Here is a 19,564-nt window from a genome sequence, read left to right as displayed (position 1 = left end):
CTGCAAAATAGGAATTTATAACGGGAGTAAACAACATGGTTAAGCAAGTTCCATTCGATAAAGTTCTGGATAGCGCCAAAAAATATAAAGATGACATGAGCCGTTTTCTACGGGACATAATCGCCATTCCTAGTGAAAGTTGTGACGAAAAAAAGGTTATCCACCGCATTAAACAAGAAATGGAAAAAGTGGGTTTTGATAAAATTGATATCGATCCAATGGGCAATATTCTTGGTTATATTGGTCATGGGCCTCATTTGATTGCGATGGATGCGCATATTGATACGGTCGGGATAGGCAATATTAAAAATTGGTCTTTCGATCCCTATCAAGGTATGGAGACAGAAAATATTATCGGTGGCCGTGGCGCATCGGATCAAGAAGGCGGTATGGCAGCAATGGTTTATGCCGGTAAAATTATCAAAGATCTCGGACTGGATGACCAATACACGCTGCTAGTAACCGGTACGGTGCAAGAGGAGGATTGTGACGGTCTCTGCTGGCAATATATCATCGAGGGATCAGGTATAAAACCCGAGTTTGTCGTTAGCACTGAACCAACAGATTGCCAAATTTATCGTGGACAACGTGGACGTATGGAAATTCGCGTTGATGTGCAAGGCATCAGTTGCCACGGCTCTGCGCCGGAACGTGGCGATAATGCCATCTTCAAAATGGGGCCGATATTGATGGAACTCCAACAACTGGCCCAACAGTTAGGCAATGATGAGTTCTTGGGTAAAGGGACACTTACTGTGTCGGAAATTTTTTATACCTCGCCGAGCCGCTGTGCGGTCGCCGATAGCTGTGCTATCTCAATTGATCGACGATTAACTTGGGGTGAAACCTGGCAAGGGGCATTAGAAGAGATCCGCGCCTTATCATCGGTTAAGGAGGCCAAAGCCACGGTTTCCATGTATCGCTATGAACGCCCTTCCTGGACTGGTTTAGTTTATCCAACTGAATGCTATTTCCCTACCTGGAAAGTAGAAGAAGATCATATTACGGTAAAAACCCTCAGTAAAGCCTGGCAAGGCTTATTCCATAGCCAACCGGTGGTAGATAAATGGACTTTCTCAACCAATGGGGTCTCGATTATGGGGCGTCATGGTATTCCAGTGATCGGATTTGGTCCTGGTAAAGAGGAGCAAGCCCATGCCCCCAACGAAAAAACCTGGAAAGAACATCTGGTTACTTGCGCCGCAATGTATGCTTCAATTCCGTTAACCTATCTATCTGAATTGAAAAAATAATCCTTTTACTCGTTAGCCCTAATGATGCTGCATTAGGGCTGATTAGGGAGCTTACGCATGAATCTACTGATCAAAGATGGTATTGTGGTCAATGCTGATGGCCAACAGCACAGTGATGTTTTAATCGAAAACGGTCTTATCAAGCAAATTAGCCCCAATATTATCCCATCAGAACCTTGCCAGGTTATTCAAGCCAAAGCGTGTTATGTGATGCCTGGTGGCGTTGATGTCCATACTCATTTCAATATTGATACCGGGCTCGCACGTAGTTGTGACGATTTTTTTACCGGCACCCGTGCAGCGGCCTGCGGTGGCACCACCACCATCATCGATCATATGGGTTTTGGCCCCAAAGGGTGTAGCTTACATCATCAACTGGCAACCTACCATCAATATGCGGCTGAACAAGCGGTTATTGATTATAGCTTTCATGGTGTTATTCAACATATTGATCAAGCGATTATCGATGAAATTCCTACTATGGTTGCGGATGGAATTAGTAGTTTTAAACTTTATCTGACTTATCAATATAAGTTAAATGATAGCGATACATTACAAGCATTAAAACAATTGAAAACGGCTGGCGCATTAACCACCGTTCATGCAGAAAATGATGCCATTATTCACTATTTACGCAACCAATTTCTTGCTGCCGGTCAGACTGACGCGCGTTATCACGCCCTAAGTCGGCCATCTGAATGCGAAGCGGAGGCTATCGCCCGCATGATCAATCTAGCACGACTGGCTGACAATGCCCCCTTGTATATTGTGCATCTGTCTAATGGTCTCGGACTCGACTACTTACGTCTAGCCAAAGCCCACCAGCAGGCAGTATGGATAGAAACCTGCCCTCAATATCTGCTGCTAGATGAACGCCAATATCTGCGTGAAGATGCGATGAAATTTATTCTCACGCCACCGCTACGCAATGTTCGTGAACAAGATGCATTATGGTGTGGTATTAGCGATGGCACCATTGATGTGGTGGCAACCGATCACTGTAGTTTTCCTTATCGGCAACGACTTGAGCTCGCTAAAGGCGACTTTAGCCGCTGCCCAAATGGGCTGCCTGGGGTAGAAAATCGGCTGTTATTACTCTTTTCTGCCGGCGTAATGAGTGGACGCATTAGCCCAGAACGCTTTGTCGCATTAACCAGCAGCAAACCCGCTCAGTTATTCGGCCTCTGGCCACGCAAAGGCTGCCTTGCCCCCGGTTCAGATGCTGATGTAGTTATCATTGCAGCCGATAAACGCACCACTATTCGTCACGAAGAGTTACATGATAACGCAGATTACAGCCCTTATGAAGAAATGGTTTGCCAAGGAGCAATCATCCATACCCTATCACGAGGAAAACCGGTTTTCAGTCGAGGACAATTTACAGGCAATGCAGGTTGGGGACAATTCTTACATCGCCAACCCTTCCAGACAAGCTAACGCTTTGCTGTATAACCGACACCTCCCTGATAGTAAATAACAATAAATAACAGGAATAATGAATATTATGAAAAAAACAATCGTCATTGCCCTGGGCGGTAATGCGTTAGGTGATGGTTTAGACGAGCAAATGGTCGCCGTAAAAACCACAGCACAGGCTATTGCTGATTTGATTGAGCAGGGACATAAAGTGGTCATTACTCACGGTAATGGGCCACAGGTCGGCATGATCAACCGCGCATTTGAAGCTGCGGCTAAAACAGCCGCTCACACGCCGATGTTACCTATGTCGGTATGTGTGGCATTGAGCCAAGGTTATATTGGCTACGATCTACAAAATGCATTAAGTGAAGAGTTACTCAATCGTGGTTTAGCCATTCCCGTTGCTTCCATTATTACCCAAGTGGAAGTTGCCGCCGACGATCCGGCTTTCCTTGAGCCCACTAAACCCATTGGCTCTTTTTTCACTCAGCAAGAAGCTGAAAAATTGATCGCCAATGGCTATCAACTAAAAGAAGACGCCGGACGGGGCTATCGTCGGGTGGTTGCTTCGCCTAAACCGATCGCTATCATTGAAAAAGAAACAGTCAAAGCCTTACTTAATGCTGGACAGGTCGTTATTACCGTTGGTGGTGGTGGGATACCAGTGGTGCGTGAAGGCAATCATTTACGCGGTGTAAGTGCCGTCATTGATAAAGATTGGGCAAGTGCTAAATTAGCCGAAATGATCGATGCGGATATGTTAATTATTTTGACGGCGGTAGAAAAAGTAGCGATTAACTTTGGTAAAGATAATGAAAAATGGCTGGAACGACTCAATCTAGACCAAGCCCAACGCTATATTAATGAGGGACATTTTGCCAAAGGATCAATGTTACCCAAAGTTGAAGCCGCCCTCTCTTTCGCCTGTAGTCGGCCTGGGCGTGAAACATTAATTACCGTTTTAAATAAAGCCAAACAAGGGATCGAAGGAAAAACAGGTACGATTGTTTGTCTATAGCCGAACCGGTTATCCTCTTACAGGGCGCGATGCGCCCTTACTCCCTTTAGGCTATTTTTATCCGTTAGCAACTAAACCGGTTTTGCCATCAAGGCCATCAATGCTTCTAACACCCCGCCGGCTATAGCCCGCGCTTTATCCGACACGGCAGTAAAATCGACTGCGGCCCCACGCGGATCAATATCGCCAATTTTGAACCCTGCCGTCACCGCTAAATTATCATTTAATAAACCACGAACCAGGCCACTTAATGGCGCTTTAATTGGCGTATCGTCAATGTAAGCAATATCTTCGCCGACACTAACAATATCACCGATATTGACATTACGATGCATAACACCGGCGACCGGCGCTCTCACAACACGTTGTGTGGTATGGCCATTAATATTACCTGGCACACCGGTATTAGCCTGCGCTGATCCCTGGTAAATCACTCGCCCTAGATTGTGTCCGCGATTGGTTTCTATAATCGCATCACAATCTTTACCCGCCTCAAAACCGGGCCCCAAAGCAATCGTCACCGGCGCCATTGCTCGATGGGTTCCTCGATTTTGTTTAGCTAAAATGGCATCGACTACACCATCGGGCTGCAAAGCGGGTAATAGGCTAGCATCTGCATCAATCAAGATGGGAATAATTCCCTGCTGCAAAAGCGGATCGACATCCTCCGGTCTAGTAACATGTTTAGCCTTCACACCTTCAATCGTCATTTCTCCGGCATAGATAGCCTGAGCAAAAGCCACCGTACAGCGGATAACTGTAGGGTATGCAACCTCTAACATAATGACGTGAAAACCAGCATGATAAAGACGCAACGCAACGCCTGTTGCAATATCGCCAGCACCCCGAATAACTACCCGCTGACGATAAGGAAAAGTACTGCACTTCATTGAGCCACCGGCGGCTTGATGTTTAATTTGCAACATTTCAGCGACAATACTAATAGCAATTTCTGCCGGCGTTTCTGCGCCAATATTGAGACCAACAGGCGCATGAAGGTGAGCCAATTGACTTGCCTTCAGCCCTTGTTCATATAATTGTCGAGTAAAGGTATGTATTTTTCTACGGCTGGCTAAAAGCCCAAGATATTTGACGGGTAAGTGGATCAACAATGATAGCGCTTCCCAATCTTGGCTATTAGTCGCAATCACCACATAATCATCCGCTTTAATAGCTAATTGCTCGATCCCTTGGTTAAAAGACGCTACCTGCAATAACTTGCTATCGGTTGGAAAATAAGCAGCATTAAGGCTATCGGCATAAACCTCCAGCACCACGATTTCAAAATCTAAAGCAGCAGCCGTTTGGGCGATAGCACGATTAACATGGCCAGCACCAATCAAGATTAAACGGCTAGCTAAACCATGAACATCAATATAAACTGAAATTGAGCCACCACAATCACTGCCAACCGCATGCTGACCATTACGGGTCATTCGACCATGAAAAATACGCGGCTTACGCTCTGCCAACGCTAACAGGGCTTCAGTAATCACTTTTCGCTCTACCATCCCACCACCAATCGTTCCAATCACACTGCCATCATCGAGTACTAACATTTGCCCAGAATGGCGCGGCGTAGAACCTCGACTTTCAATAATTTGTGCCATAGCAAAAGGGCGATTCTGCTGCTCCAGTTTTGCTGCTTCGACAAAAATTTTCATACCTACCTCAATGAGTTATCCATTCAATTTCACTGACGCTGCAATACATTCCTGATAGGAGGAGACTCCCTGACTGCTCCCAACCAAATCGCATCTAGTCCTGTTGTTAGTAACAATGCAGATAATTGGTTAGTGATAAAATTCTCAGATTGAGAAAAACGGTTAATTAACCAAATACGCTGGGCATGCAGTGGAACATTTTTAAACATTCCTGCCGGATGCCGAATAAAATGTTCAAGTACCGCAATATCTGCTTTATCTCCTGGTTCAATTTGCGTTATGGAAGCAAATAGAGGCCAGCGCTGTACATTGTCAGGGCCTAATGGTTTGGCTAAAACCTGTCCTCCTGTTACGGCAATTACGCAGCGACTACTAACCGGTATGCAAGGTTCGTGCAAAGCAGGCGCTTTTAATGGCAGACCGCGCGAACCATCGGCTTCGATCAGTAAGATATCCGCGTAATATCGCTCACCCAGAGCATCGATTTGTTGTGGGGAAAAACCACGCACTTTGCCACTACTGGCTTGCCAAGCGGCATAACACGCACAAATGGGTGAGGCAAAAGCCGCCGCAGGCAACTGAGCCGGATCGCGACATATTAATAGGGGAATATTTTCATCAGGCAAATACATCCTTGTGGTAGTACTGATAATCACTTTTTTACCTAAAACAGAAAATTGCCGCGCCAGCCAAAATAGCGTACTGGTTTTACCCCCTGCACCAATCAAACTAATAACCACAGAGGATGAGTTCAATGTTCTATCACAAAACATCGTGAGCGGTTCGGGTATATTGGCCTGTGGCATTGCTTAGGAGTCCATTAAAATGAATAGATCTGCTATCCCGCTTACGCAACTAACCAAAAAACCGGCACAAATCAGCAAAACTATTGATTGCATTATTCCGGCTGCCGGTCTTTCTTCTCGTATGGGACAATGGAAAATGATGTTACCCTGGCAACATGGAACAATACTTGATGCCAGTATCAAAAATGCATTAGCATTGTGTTCTCACATTATTCTGGTGTTTGGCTATCGGGCTGAAGAATTGATGGCGCGCTATCAACAACACCCAGCAATCAGTTTAATTTATCATGCCGATTATCAGCAGGGGCTATTCAGCTCGATTAGAGCCGGCGCTCAGGCTGTTAATAGTGACTACTGCTTTATTACCCACGGTGATATGCCTTGTCTAACTAACACTATATTTCAGCAAATTTGGTGCCAACGCGGTGCTTATGCGCTGATCCCTCGCTATCAAAAAACACCGGGTCATCCGGTTTTATTATCCCGTCATTGTCTTAATAGGGCGGTAAGACAAACCGATTGTCGCTCTATGCAGCAAGCTGTACGCAAGGGTCAGTGGCAATATATAGATCTGAATCAACCGGCAATAATCGCAGATATTGATACTCCGGAGATTTATTTGGAGTTACGCACAATAGAAAATCTGGCTGGCTCTGTTTAAGGGCAATAATACATCTGTAGCCCGTTAGGTTTATCAAAGTGATAGTGAAATTCTTTTTTTGAGAATTATGAAATAGATAACTATCTGCCGAACTTGGCTATTTTCTATTGATTATCATTCTTATTTGTTTGAGCGTGAGTTATTTCACAAATAAAAAACAAGATTAGATATTAATCACATTTCTTATTAACCATTCCTCGGTTATTGGTTTCTGGCGTGATTGTTGCAAAGTTTATGACAACTATCTGTCTATTTTCCCAATTAAATCGCAGCAAGGAGAGTCTCATGGGAGATATCATGCGCCCAATTCCATTCGATAAACTTTTGAAGCGCATCTTTGATGAATACCAACAAAACCAATCAATATTTGGTATTCCCAAACAACAATTTTATCGTCAGCAAAATCAATATCCATTAATTAAGGTGTTTGGTGAAACTTGTACCACGCCAATTGGACCGGCTGCCGGACCACATACCCAACTTGCCCAAAATATTATTGTCTCTTGGTTAACTGGCGGCCGCTTTATCGAACTGAAAACCGTGCAAATCCTCGATCAATTAGAAATAGATAAACCCTGTATCGATGCGGAAGATGAATGTTTCAATACTGAGTGGTCAACTGAATTTACGCTCATTAAAGCCTGGGATGAATATCTCAAAGCCTGGTTTATTCTGCATCTACCCGAAGCCATTTTTGAGCCCCGTAAAACCGGCGAAGCAAAATCCTTTATATTTAATATGAGTGTCGGTTACGATTTAGCCGGTATTCAGCAACCGGCTATGCAGCAATTTATCGATAGCATGATGGATGCATCTCATCATCCCACCTTTAACCGCTACCGGCAGTTATTACAGTCATGGATCGAAGAGGCCGATTTTATTCATCAATTGGCTACCGAAAATCGCCAAACTGCACTGACAAAATTAGCTAACACCATTCCCGCTCAAATGGTAAGTGGTGTCACCCTCTCTACCATGCACGGCTGCCCGCCTGATGAAATCGAAGCTATCTGCCGTTATATGTTGCAAGATAAAAAGCTCAATACTTTTGTCAAACTCAATCCCACTCTACTGGGTTATCAACAGGTAAGAGACATCCTCGATAGCTGCGGGTTTAATTATATCGGCCTAAAAGAGGTTTCATTCCAGCACGATCTACAACTGGAACAAGCCTTGGCCATGTTACAGCGGTTAATGGCATTGGCCAGTGAAAAACAGTTAGGATTTGGCGTCAAACTGACTAATACCTTAGGCGTTATCAATCATAAGGGCAAACTCGCTGGCGAAGAGATGTATATGTCCGGCCGCGCACTGTTTCCACTATCAATCAATGTCGCTGCAGTTCTTTCCCGCGCCTTTGATGGCATGCTGCCTATCTCCTATTCAGGTGGTGCTAGCCAAATCAATATCCGTGATATTTTTGCTACCGGCATTCGCCCCATCACCATGGCAACCGATCTATTGAAACCGGGTGGCTATCTGCGTATGACGGAATGCCTACGACAATTAACCGATAGCGCTGCCTGGCAGGCAGAAAAAATTGATGTTGAACGATTAGACAAATTGGCAAAACAAGCCATCAATATGGCTTATAGCCAAAAAGAGTTGAAAGCCAACCAACAGATCAATATTGATAACTCTTTGCCATTAACAGATTGCTATGTGGCGCCTTGTGTTAATGCCTGTGCAATTAAACAGGATATCCCTGAATATATCCGTTTATTAGGTGAAAAGCGTTATACCGATGCGTTAGAACTTATCTACCAACGCAACGCGCTACCGGCCATTACCGGTCATATTTGCGATCATCAATGCCAATACAATTGTACTCGCTTGGACTATGATAGTGCGCTAAATATTCGTCAACTGAAAAAAATTGCCTTAGAAAAAGGCTGGCAGGAGTATAAACAGCGTTGGCATAAACCGGCCGGTACAGGTACTCGCCATCCGGTTGCCATAATCGGTGCCGGCCCTGCTGGCCTCAGTGCCGGCTATTTTTTAGCCCGAGCAGGCTATCCAGTAACCATTTATGAACGAAAGTCCAATGCCGGTGGCGTAGTAAAAAATATTATCCCGCAATTTCGCATCCCGGCAGAACTTATCGAGCATGATATCAACTTTATTGCTGAACACGGTGTCAAATTTGAATTTGGCTGTCAGCCTGATCTAACCGTGGAGAAATTGAAAGCGGCTGGCTTTCATTATGTGTTGATTGGCGTTGGCACCGACAAAAACAGTGGTATCAAACTGACTGGTGAAAATCATCACATCTACCCATCTCTACCCTTCCTGCGTGACTATAATCGTGGTTTTACCCCGAAGATGGGCAAACATGTGGCGGTAATTGGTGCCGGTAATACCGCCATGGACTGTGCCCGGGCAGCACTGCGCATACCGGATGTAGAACAAGTCACTATCATCTATCGCCGTTCAAAAGCCGAAATGCCCGCCTGGCCAGAGGAATATGAAGAAGCTTTAGCTGATGGCGTAAAATTTATGTTCCTTGCCAATCCTGAACATTTCGCTATTGATGGTAAATTGACGGTCAGATTGATGACTTTAGGTAAAGTTGATAGCTCCGGGCGTCGTCAGGCAGTGGCAACCGAACAAACCACCAGCTTAAAATTGATAGCATAATTACCGCAATAGGTGAGCAACAAGATAGCCAAATGCTAACCGCAATGGGCGTTCCACTCGCTCAAGATGGCAAGCCGGCTATTGATCTGGTGAGCGGAGAAACCACGCAATCCGGCGTATTTTTAATCGGCGATGTGCAACAAGGGCCTTCTTCCATTGTCGCGGCGATCAGTACCGCCCGTCGTGCTGTCGATACCATTTTGCGACGGGAAAATATTTATAGCCATCATGGTAATAAGTACTGGAGTAATGTTGATCCGCAACATCTTTATCAGCGTAAAGGTCAAATTGCCGTCACCCTAATTGACCAACAACACAGTGAAGCTTTCGTTGAACAGGAAGCCAATCGCTGTCTGGAATGTAATTATATTTGCAGTAAGTGTGTTGATGTCTGCCCAAATCGCGCCAATGTTTCGATTGCCATACCTGGCTTTCAAAATCGCTACCAAACGTTGCATTTAGATGCCATGTGCAATGAGTGTGGTAATTGTGCGCAATTCTGTCCTTGGCAAGGTAAACCATACCGAGATAAGCTGACTATTTTTAGCCTGGAAGAGGACTTTATTAATAGCACTAACCCTGGTTTTTGGGCCGAAGGCGATCGCATCTCTGTTCGACTCAACAGCCAAACCTGGCTATTACGCATCAATAATGACAGCCAATTTCAAAAGATACCGCCCGAACTGCACGACATGTGTCAAATCATTAGCCACGTACACAAACACCATCAATATCTATTAACTCATGTGGAGGCCTGATCATGTTAATTTTAAAAAATGCCACCGCAATCGAATTTGAGCCTGCCCAGATAAGAGAAAATATTGATATCGCCATCAAGGATAGCGAAATTTTGGCTATCGGCCCCAATTTGACTGCCCGTTTTCCAGCAGCAAAAACTAAACCGATGAATGGCCGCATTGTTATGCCGGGTATTGTCTGCGCTCATAATCATTTCTATTCTGGATTATCCCGTGGCATCCTTGCGCAAATCCCCCCCTGCCCGGATTTTATTTCTACTTTAAAAAATCTATGGTGGCGACTGGATAGAGCGTTAGATGAAGAAGCACTTTACTATAGTGGCCTGATTTCCGCACTGGAAGCGATTAAAAGTGGCTGTACTGCCGTTATCGACCATCACGCCTCACCTAATTTTATTCATGGATCGCTACACACTTTACGCAACGCTTTTTTAAAAGCCGGATTACGCGGCATGACCTGCTTTGAAACTACTGATCGTAATGGTGGGCTAGCCGAACTTGAGGCTGGAATCGAAGAAAATATTAACTTCGCCAAATATATTGATAGTACGAAAAGCAAAGAACGTTATCTGGTAGAAGCCCACATTGGTGCTCATGCTCCATTTACCGTATCTAATGACGGGCTTGGTCTATTACAAAGCGCCATCAAAGAAACCCAACGCGGTTTGCACATTCATGTGGCAGAAGATCACTATGATGTCTCCCATAGCCATGATAAGTACGCTAAAGATCCTTTACTCCGTTTAGCTGAATATGATCTGATCGATCACAAAACCTTAATTGCTCACGGGCTCTATTTGTCACCCAACGATATTCAGATCCTCAACCAAAATGATGCTTTTCTGGTGCATAACGCACGCTCTAATATGAATAATCATGTCGGCTATAACGCGCAACTAGCTCATTATCATAATGTCGCTTTAGGCACGGATGGCATCGGTTCAGATATGTTTGAAGAGTTAAAATTTGCCTTTTTTAAACATCGCGATGCCGGCGGAAAGCTATGGCCCGATAGTTTTACTCGCTATCTATGGAGTGGTAATACCTTACTGGCGCGCAACTTTAATGCCCAATTTGGCCGGCTTGAAAGTGGTTATAAAGCTGACTTAACCATTTGCGATTATGCAGCACCAACACCACTGCAAGCAGAAAATATTCCAGGACATCTGGTCTTTGGCTTAAGTTCAGCCAGTGTTGATAGCGTAATGATAGACGGTGTTATGGTTTATGAAAATCGACAATTTACTTTCGATCATCAACCTATTTACGCTGAAGCCAGAAAAGTTGCCGCTAAATTGTGGCAGCGCATGGACACACTGAAATAAAAACCTAACACAACAAAAAAAGCGATTAACAGGTGGATTATGATTGAGCAATTTTTCCGACCAACCACCATTGAACAGGCAATGGATCTTAAACGCCGTTTTCAACATCAAGCGGTCTGGTTTGCTGGTGGCAGCAAATTAAACGCCACACCGACAAAAACTGAACGCAAAATAGCCATTTCGCTGCAAAACTTGCCGATGAATAATGTTGATTGGGATAATGGCACATTACGTATTGGCGCATTAATTAAGCTACAGCAATTACGCGATATGCCTGCTATTCCCCAAGCGCTATATGATGCGTTAGGCTTTATCTACTCTCGCCATCTACGTAACCAATCTACTGTCGGCGGCGAGATCGCCGCTCAGCAAGCAGAGTCGGTACTACTACCGGTTTTACTAGTGTTAGAGACAGAAGTAATGTGTGCTGATGGGCAAATTTTAAGCCTGGAAGATTATTTGGCCATGCCCGATGATCGACTATTAAGTGAAATTATTATTAAAAAACCTTTTCGCCATTGCGCTACCCGCAAAATTAGTCACTCAGCCGCCGGCTGGTCAGTGATTACGGCAGCAGTGGCTATCACCGATAAGCAACAATACCGCATTGCCCTAGATGGTGTCGGTGAAAAAGCGCGCCGCTTACCTGCTATCGAATCATTAGCATTACAAGGAGCAGAGCTGGAAAAAGCGATCAGTAATGCCATTCGGCCAGTAGATAACCTGCTAGGAAGTGCAGCATACCAGCGCTACATGGCCGGTATTTTAATAGCTGATCTGTTGACTGATTGCCGGCAAAAAGAGGAGAGAAGCAAATGATGGTTCGTTTCACGCTAAATGGCTGCCTCAAAGAATTGGAATGTAGAGCAGGTGATAATGTTCAGCAACTGCTGTTCAATATTGGTATGCATTCAGTGCGTAATAGTGATGATGGATTTGGCTTCGCTGGCTCTGATGCTATCTTATTTAATCATACCATTCATAATGCTTCCCTACTGATCGCCGCTCAACTGGATAACGCCACCATTATGACGGCGGAATCACTCGCTAGTTGGGATCAACTGAGTATTGTGCAGCAAGCCATGATCGATGTCGGCATTGTGCAATCTGGTTACAATGATCCTGCGGCGGCCTTAATCATCACTGATTTACTAAATCGCATTGCTGATCCTGATCGTGAAGCTATCGATGACGCACTGTCTGGCTTATTCAGTCGCGATGCCGGTTACCAACAGTTTTATACGGTTGTTGATTTAGCCAAAAAACGGCTGCTCGATCCTGCTCATCAGATAACCGTTGCGCCTATTTTCCGCCACGATTTGGCCCTAATCGGTAAAATCCATCCTAAAACAGACGCAGCGAAAATGGTGCAAGCTAAACCCTGTTATGTCGAAGATCGCATTGCCCACAACGCCTGTGTAATAAAAATGCTACGCAGTCCTCATGCCCATGCTGTCATCAGTCAACTTAATGTCAGCAAAGCCGAAGCATTACCTGGCGTGATCCATGTTATTACCCACCTTAACTGTCCAGATATCTACTACACTCCTGGCGGACAAAGCGCGCCGGAACCCTCGCCCCTTGACCGCCGAATGTTTGGCAAAAAACTACGCCATGTTGGCGATCGGGTAGCTGCCGTCGTCGCAGAAAATGAGGAGATTGCCCTAGCAGCGCTAAAACTTATTGACGTGGAATATGAAGTATTAAAACCGGTCATGTCAATTGACGAAGCAATGGCGGAAGATGCCCCAATTGTCCACGATGAACCGGTTGTCTATATCAACGGCGCTCCCGCTGATCTGGCACAACAAAATCAACACGCCATAAAACGTGGCGAGCAGATGTTTATCAACTTCCCGATCGGTGCCCGCCCGGTCAACAATATTGCGGCCAGTATTCATGGTAGCATCGGTGATATTGCTGACGGATTTGCTAAAGCTGATGTGATTATTGAACGTACCTACCAATCTAAACAGGTACAGCAATGTCCTGCCGAGCCGCACATTTGCTATAGCTATATGGACGGTGATCGCTTAGTGATCCATGCCTCCACTCAAGTCCCCTGGCACCTACGTCGCCAAGTTGCGCGTATCGTTGGGCTAAAACAGCATAAAGTCCATGTCATTAAAGAACGAGTCGGCGGCGGCTTTGGCTCCAAACAAGATATACTGTTAGAAGAAGTTTGTGCCTGGGCTACCTATGTCACCGGTAGGCCGGTCTACTTCCGCTATAGCCGTGAAGAAGAATTTATTGCTAATACCTCACGCCATGTGGCGAAGGTAACCGTTAAACTGGGTGCCACCAAGGATGGAAAACTTACTGCAATTGACATGAATTTCCGCGCCAATACTGGCCCCTATGGCAATCATGCGCTAACCGTACCCAGTAATGGCCCGGCGTTATCACTGCCTCTTTACCCCTGCGATAATGTTAACTTTCAAGTCACCACTTACTACAGTAATATTTGCCCGGCAGGTGCTTATCAAGGCTATGGTGCGCCAAAAGGTAATTATGCGCTCACGATGGCGATGGCTGAATTGGCGGAGAAACTAGGCATTGATCAGTTGGATGTGATTGAACTTAATCGGGTGCAAGAAGGTCAAGAATTGAAGATCCTCGGTGCCATCGGTGAAGGAAAAACGCCCACCAGCGCACCTACCGCCGCCAGTTGTGCCTTAGCTCCGATCTTGGCTAAAGGACGCCAATTAATTGACTGGCACGGGCGAAAACCCGTTGCCGGCGATTGGCGGGTCGGTAAAGGTGTTGCTATCATTATGCAAAAATCGGGTATTCCCGAAATTGATCAGGCAAACTGCATGATCAAGCTAGAATCTGACGGCACCTTTATTGTTCATTCTGGCGGTGCCGATATTGGTACCGGTTTAGATACCGTGCTGGCAAAACTGTGTGCCGAAGTATTATGCTGCCCGCTGAGCGAAATCCATGTCATTTCTGGCGAGACTGATCACGCTCTATTTGATAAAGGAGCTTACGCCTCATCCGGTACCTGTTTCTCAGGTAATGCGGCCAAAAAAGCGGCGGAAAACTTACGCGAAAAAATACTTTTTTACGGCGCTCAAATCCTTAACGAGCCCAAAGAAGATGTTACTTTGGTACATCCAGGTATCATCCGTGGTAAACAAGGTCAAATCAGTTATGGCCAAATCGCCCATCAAGCGGAAACCGGCACCGGATTTGGTGTACTGGTAGCAACTGCCAGTTATGTCACCAATGATTTTGCCTTTCCATTTGGTGCCAATTTTGCCGAAGTCGCGGTTAATCTACGCACTGGCCAAATTCGGCTTAACAAATTCTACGCCCTACTCGATTGTGGCACCCCGATTAACCCAGATTTAGCACTGGGTCAAATCTATGGTGCAACATTACGCGCCATCGGCCACAGCCTAACCGAAGAGATCCAATATGATAGTCAAGGTATTCCCTTAACACGGGATCTCCGTAGCTATGGTGCACCCAAAATCGGTGATTTACCGGCTGACTTTGGTGCTTTTTTGGTTCCCAGTGACGACCCGGTCGGGCCGTTTTGCGCCAAATCTATCTCGGAAATTGGTGTTAATGGCGCCGCACCGGCTATTGCCACTGCGATCCATGATGCCTGTAATATTTGGTTGCGGGATTGGCCTTTTACACCAGAGAAAATATTAACTGCTTTAGGGAAATTGTAATTGATTGAGGCTGCTCAAACAGCCTCTCACTCATCATACAACAATAAATTAACTATTTTAATTTGCTTTACTTAGCTGACAAATAGCAGTAACAGGCGAATATTGTCATTGTTTGCTCACCAAGGCACCACAAAATCAGCTAAAGCTTATTGTTACGATAAAAAATAGGTCTGCTACGATGGATAAAAATAACCTAGATGACTCAATCTCCATCATCACTCATGCGCTCAGATTAATCACAATTACCATCCTAAGCCTATTGGCTCAAACAAGCCAACGGGATTATCAAAGCCGGCCTAAAACAGCTAATCGTCACGTTAAATCATTCACTCGCAAACTTATTGCCTTTCAGCTAATCACTATAAGAGGTCATCACTATGTCTGCCAATTTACCGGAGGCACCAAGCGAAACACAGACGGCAACAGCGCTGGCAACATTTTTCCAAATTACTGAACGTAACAGCAATGTTCGCCAGGAAATTTTAGCAGGCATCACCACTTTTCTAGCCGTGGTTTATTCGGTGATCGTTATTCCAAACATGTTGAGCCAGGCTGGTTTTCCGCCTGACACCACCTTCACTGTCGTCTGTTTAGTTGCCGGTCTCGGTTCATTATTGATGGGGCTATGGGCAAACTTACCGATGGCTATCGGCTGCACCACTTCAATGTGCGCCTTTACCGCTTTTAGTCTGGTACTAGGACAACAAATTAGCATTCCAATTGTACTTGGCATTGTTTTCGTCATGGGGGTTTTTCTTGCCATTATCTCAATTGCCGGCATCCGTACCTGGATATTACGCAATTTACCGCAAGGTATTGCTCATGGCACCGGTATCGGCATTGGGTTGTTTATTCTACTTATTGCCGCTAATGGCGTTGGATTAATTAGCAAAAATCCGCAAGCAGGATTACCGGTTGCCCTTGGCGCTTTTACTTCATTCCCTGCCATTATGTCACTAGTGGGTCTGGCTATTATTTTTGGTCTAGAAAAACACAGCATCCCAGGCAGCATTTTATTGGTAATTGTTGGCATCTCTATTGTCGGACTAATATTTGATCCCAACATCCAATTTCAAGGCTTATTTGCCCTACCCAAACTGACAGATAATAGTGGACAATCACTAACTTTTAGCCTGAACATTGGTGCTGCCTTACAGCCGCAAATGTTACCCTATGCATTAGCACTTATTATCACTGCTATATTTGATGCGACCGGCACCCTACGCGCAGTAGCCAGTCAAGCCAACTTACTCGATAAGAATGATAAAGTTATCAATGGCGGAAAAGCATTTACTGTTGATTCGCTAAGTGCGATTTTTGCTGGCTTAATGGGCACATCCCCCGCTGCGGTATATCTAGAATCAACCGCAGGCACAGCCGCTGGCGGCAAAACTGGCTTAACCGCCGTGATGGTTGGTATGCTTTTTTTATTGATGATATTTTTAGCGCCGCTATCACTGTTAATTCCTCATTACGCCACCGCGCCAGCGCTAATGTATATTGGCTTGCTGATGCTACAGAATGTATCAAAACTCAACTTCAACGATTTTGTTGACACCATGTCTGGCCTAGTGTGTGCGGTTTTTATTGTTTTCACTTGCAATATCGCAACGGGGCTTATGTTTGGCTTTGTGACCCTGGTTATCGGCCGTATTTTTGCCAAAGAATGGCATCGGCTCAATACCAGTACCCTGACCCTAACCCTACTATTGGTCATTTTTTACTATGGTGGCTTAGCGATTTAATTTTTTTCCGAATCTGCCAGAGGATTCGGAAAAATTTTCTCGTCGGCTGAACGATTTTTTATTGCAACAATGTTACAGATTATTATCCATAATAAAATTAAATCCGCAGTCATTTTATATGTCAATTTTTATTCAATTTAACCAATCCCCAAGCCTGACAACAATAACCACACACTAAATAGGTGAATTTTTTAGTTATAACCCATTGATTAATAGTATAAAATAAGGTCAGACCAGTGTAGTCATTTTGTTACTCAATAAGGTAAAAAAGATATTGTTTTAATCTAAAAACAGAAAGAGTTTGATGATAAGTTTTATTCGCTAACGGTAGCTTATGCGATAACAACCGGCGCATAGGTAGATCGTAATCAAGCTATTAATATCGCATTTTAATAACAATTTTTAAACATTCAAATTCTATAGACTGAAAGCAAAAAGGTTCCAAATGACTGCTTATCAATAGCAATAATCATAAAATAAGAAACCTCATAAGCACGAATGGGAGCAATCAAAATTAATAGTTTTTAATTTATAAATTGGAGACAGTTAGAATTATGGATAATTTCTTATATGGAAAAAATAAAGGGTGGAACAGCGTTAAAAATTTACTTAATTATCAAAAAAATAATGCTAAATTAATTAACAACAACAAACCATCTTACGATATCGATAAAGCGGCAGAACATCTCTCAAGAGACGCTTATAATCAAGAATGGGCAAAAAAACATACAAACAGTGAATCGTTAACTATTACTTACACTTTTACCAATTGGCAAACATATTCCCCAGGATCATATCAAGGTGTCTATAACCCGAAAGGCCTAACCCCATATCAGCAAAAACAGGCCAAACTTGCCCTACAGGCCTGGGAAGATGTGGCTAATATAAAACTGGTTAAAGTCAATTCGGCGGAAAAAGCCATGATCGACTTTGGTTATTATGATGGTTACCCGTCTGAGCAAGCCCATACCCAGATAAAATCAAATCCCCACTGGAATTACTCTACTAATAGTTTCGATACCGACATCAAAAATACCGTTTGGTGCAATAGTAATAGTACTTCCAACCTAAAACATCCCACATTAGGAGATTATGGCCGTTATACTTATATTCATGAAATAGGACACGCATTAGGATTACCCCATCCCGGTGACTATAATTCTACAAATGGCGGTTATCAACAAAATGCTCAATATAAGGAAGACTCCCGTCAATTCAGTGTAATGAGTTATTGGTCGGAAGCCGAAACCGGCGGCGACAACCACTTTCATCACTCTGCTGCGCCTTTGATGCATGATATTGCCGCCATACAAAAAATTCATGGCGCCAACACCTCCATCCGAACTGGTCATGACATTTACGGATTTAACTCCAACACCGATAGAGATTTTTATACCCTCACCGACAGTAACCAGAAAGCGATTTTTTGTGTCTGGGATGGCGGCGGTATCGACACCTTAGATTTTTCCAAATATTCCCAAAATCAACGCATTAACTTAAATGAAGGTTCTTTTTCCGATGTCGGTGGCTTAAAAGCCAATGTTTCCATCACGCAGCACACCACGATTGAAAATGCGATAGGTGGTTTGGGTAATGACGTGATTGTCGGCAACGATGCTAACAATACCATTGAAGGGGGTAAAGGTGACGACATCATCTATGGCGGCAAAGGTAGAGATATGTTATGGGGTGGTAATCGTAACGCAATTGCGCCCAAGAAAAAAACAGATGACCAACTAACTGATGATGAACTAACTAATGAAGTAGACGATTTCATTGATGAAGAAGAGCCGCTAGAGGATTATTGTGATAATGAGGTCACTAATCCTTGCTGGACAACCTCACCATGGGGAGGATACAACGGAAATTCTTACTGTCCTTGGACAAAACCATCCTGCGGCTATAACAGTTATCCTACATCATATTATTCGGCTCCGACATTCAATGGCTTTACTTATAGCTATAACTGGCCTTGGCAATATTACGGCAACAATATGGCTTATAATGCCGGCTACCTAAATCAACAAGGCTATTGCAATAACAACAACTACGGTTACTGTAAGCAACCTGCAAGAGCTAACCTAATTATTGATAAATATACCGGGGGTAATAATAGTTCCTATTATTACAATGATCAAAAAGCGCCAAAAATTAGCAATGGCAGCGACAAAGATATCTTTGTTTTTGCCAGCATCGAAGATTCGCCTTTTAACAATCCAGATGTAATCATGGATTTTGAAACCGGCATCGATAAAATTGATCTGACTGCCATTATATTACTTAATTCTGACCATTACCGTATTGCCCCCCATCTCGTCGACCACCTTCCGCAAAAAACAGGAGAAATGCAATTGACTTATGATAAAGAATTTAACTTAAGTCAATTGTTGTTAAATGCTGACAATGATGACACTCCCGACTTTGCGCTGGATATCTATGGCGTTGTCAAAGAAAGCGATTTTATGCTGGCATAATCGTAAAACGGTGAGCCAAGCTCACCGTTTTTTTGGGTGCTGGTTGTGGTTGATTCCTCTCTTCGCAAAAATAATGCCTTCCTTGCTGGCCGTATTAATAACAGCCATTACAGCTATT

11 protein-coding genes and 1 pseudogene are annotated in these 19,564 nt (G+C 44.2%); 10 read left to right on the top strand and 2 right to left on the bottom strand.

The genetic code is table 11. The annotated features are described in order from the left end of the window. The first annotated feature begins 35 nt into the window (after window positions 1-35). The 3 genes from H1X92_RS03845 (at window position 36) to arcC (ending at window position 3,690) form a co-directional block, all read left to right on the top strand. Window positions 36-1,253, top strand: coding sequence for a YgeY family selenium metabolism-linked hydrolase (locus tag H1X92_RS03845; protein WP_180558937.1), 1,218 nt, complete (start codon window positions 36-38; stop codon window positions 1,251-1,253). A gap of 57 nt (window positions 1,254-1,310) precedes the next feature. Then, window positions 1,311-2,690 carry a dihydropyrimidinase gene (gene hydA / locus H1X92_RS03840; protein ID WP_180558936.1) on the top strand — a complete coding sequence of 460 codons (1,380 nt, stop codon included), beginning with the start codon at window positions 1,311-1,313 and terminating at the stop codon, window positions 2,688-2,690. Window positions 2,691-2,757: 67 nt separating this feature from the next. Next, window positions 2,758-3,690 (top strand): carbamate kinase, encoded by a 933-nt coding sequence (gene arcC, locus H1X92_RS03835; RefSeq protein WP_180558935.1) that lies wholly within the window; start codon window positions 2,758-2,760, stop codon window positions 3,688-3,690. A 71-nt stretch (window positions 3,691-3,761) separates the two neighbouring features. On the opposite strand, the gene yqeB is transcribed toward arcC, so the two are convergent. Both yqeB and yqeC read right to left on the bottom strand, forming a co-directional pair. Further along, window positions 3,762-5,354, bottom strand: coding sequence for a selenium-dependent molybdenum cofactor biosynthesis protein YqeB (gene yqeB, locus H1X92_RS03830; protein ID WP_180558934.1), 1,593 nt, complete (start codon window positions 5,352-5,354; stop codon window positions 3,762-3,764). Window positions 5,355-5,383: 29 nt separating this feature from the next. Beyond that, on the bottom strand, window positions 5,384-6,160 hold the full coding sequence (gene yqeC / locus H1X92_RS03825; RefSeq protein ID WP_180558933.1) for a selenium cofactor biosynthesis protein YqeC: 777 nt from the start codon (window positions 6,158-6,160) through the stop codon (window positions 5,384-5,386). 19 nt (window positions 6,161-6,179) lie between these two features. On the opposite strand from yqeC, the gene H1X92_RS03820 reads away from it, so the two are divergent. From H1X92_RS03820 to H1X92_RS03790, 7 genes and pseudogenes are all read left to right on the top strand, one after another. Further along, on the top strand, window positions 6,180-6,821 hold the full coding sequence (locus H1X92_RS03820; RefSeq protein ID WP_180558932.1) for an NTP transferase domain-containing protein: 642 nt from the start codon (window positions 6,180-6,182) through the stop codon (window positions 6,819-6,821). Between the two features lie 285 nt (window positions 6,822-7,106). Continuing rightward, window positions 7,107-10,216 (top strand): annotated as a pseudogene (gene ygfK / locus H1X92_RS03815) (putative selenate reductase subunit YgfK). Window positions 10,217-10,218: 2 nt separating this feature from the next. Beyond that, window positions 10,219-11,541 (top strand): putative aminohydrolase SsnA, encoded by a 1,323-nt coding sequence (gene ssnA, locus H1X92_RS03810; RefSeq protein ID WP_180558931.1) that lies wholly within the window; start codon window positions 10,219-10,221, stop codon window positions 11,539-11,541. A gap of 39 nt (window positions 11,542-11,580) precedes the next feature. After that, window positions 11,581-12,360, top strand: a complete 780-nt coding sequence (gene ygfM, locus H1X92_RS03805) for a molybdopterin-dependent oxidoreductase FAD-binding subunit (RefSeq protein ID WP_180558930.1) — start codon at window positions 11,581-11,583, stop codon at window positions 12,358-12,360. Beyond that, window positions 12,357-15,227 carry a molybdopterin-dependent oxidoreductase Mo/Fe-S-binding subunit gene (locus tag H1X92_RS03800; RefSeq protein WP_180558929.1) on the top strand — a complete coding sequence of 957 codons (2,871 nt, stop codon included), beginning with the start codon at window positions 12,357-12,359 and terminating at the stop codon, window positions 15,225-15,227. The genes ygfM and H1X92_RS03800 overlap by 4 nt, the downstream gene beginning before the upstream one ends. A 377-nt stretch (window positions 15,228-15,604) precedes the next feature. Beyond that, entirely contained in the window at window positions 15,605-16,972 is a 1,368-nt protein-coding gene (locus H1X92_RS03795; protein ID WP_180558928.1) for an NCS2 family permease, read from the top strand. 554 nt (window positions 16,973-17,526) lie between these two features. Then, window positions 17,527-19,446, top strand: a complete 1,920-nt coding sequence (locus tag H1X92_RS03790; RefSeq protein WP_180558927.1) for a M10 family metallopeptidase C-terminal domain-containing protein — start codon at window positions 17,527-17,529, stop codon at window positions 19,444-19,446. Window positions 19,447-19,564 lie beyond the last annotated feature (118 nt).

It is taken from the genome of Arsenophonus endosymbiont of Apis mellifera, assembly GCF_903968575.1.
Lineage (GTDB): Bacteria > Pseudomonadota > Gammaproteobacteria > Enterobacterales > Enterobacteriaceae > Arsenophonus > Arsenophonus apicola.
This window is presented reverse-complemented; position numbering and strand designations above follow the sequence as displayed.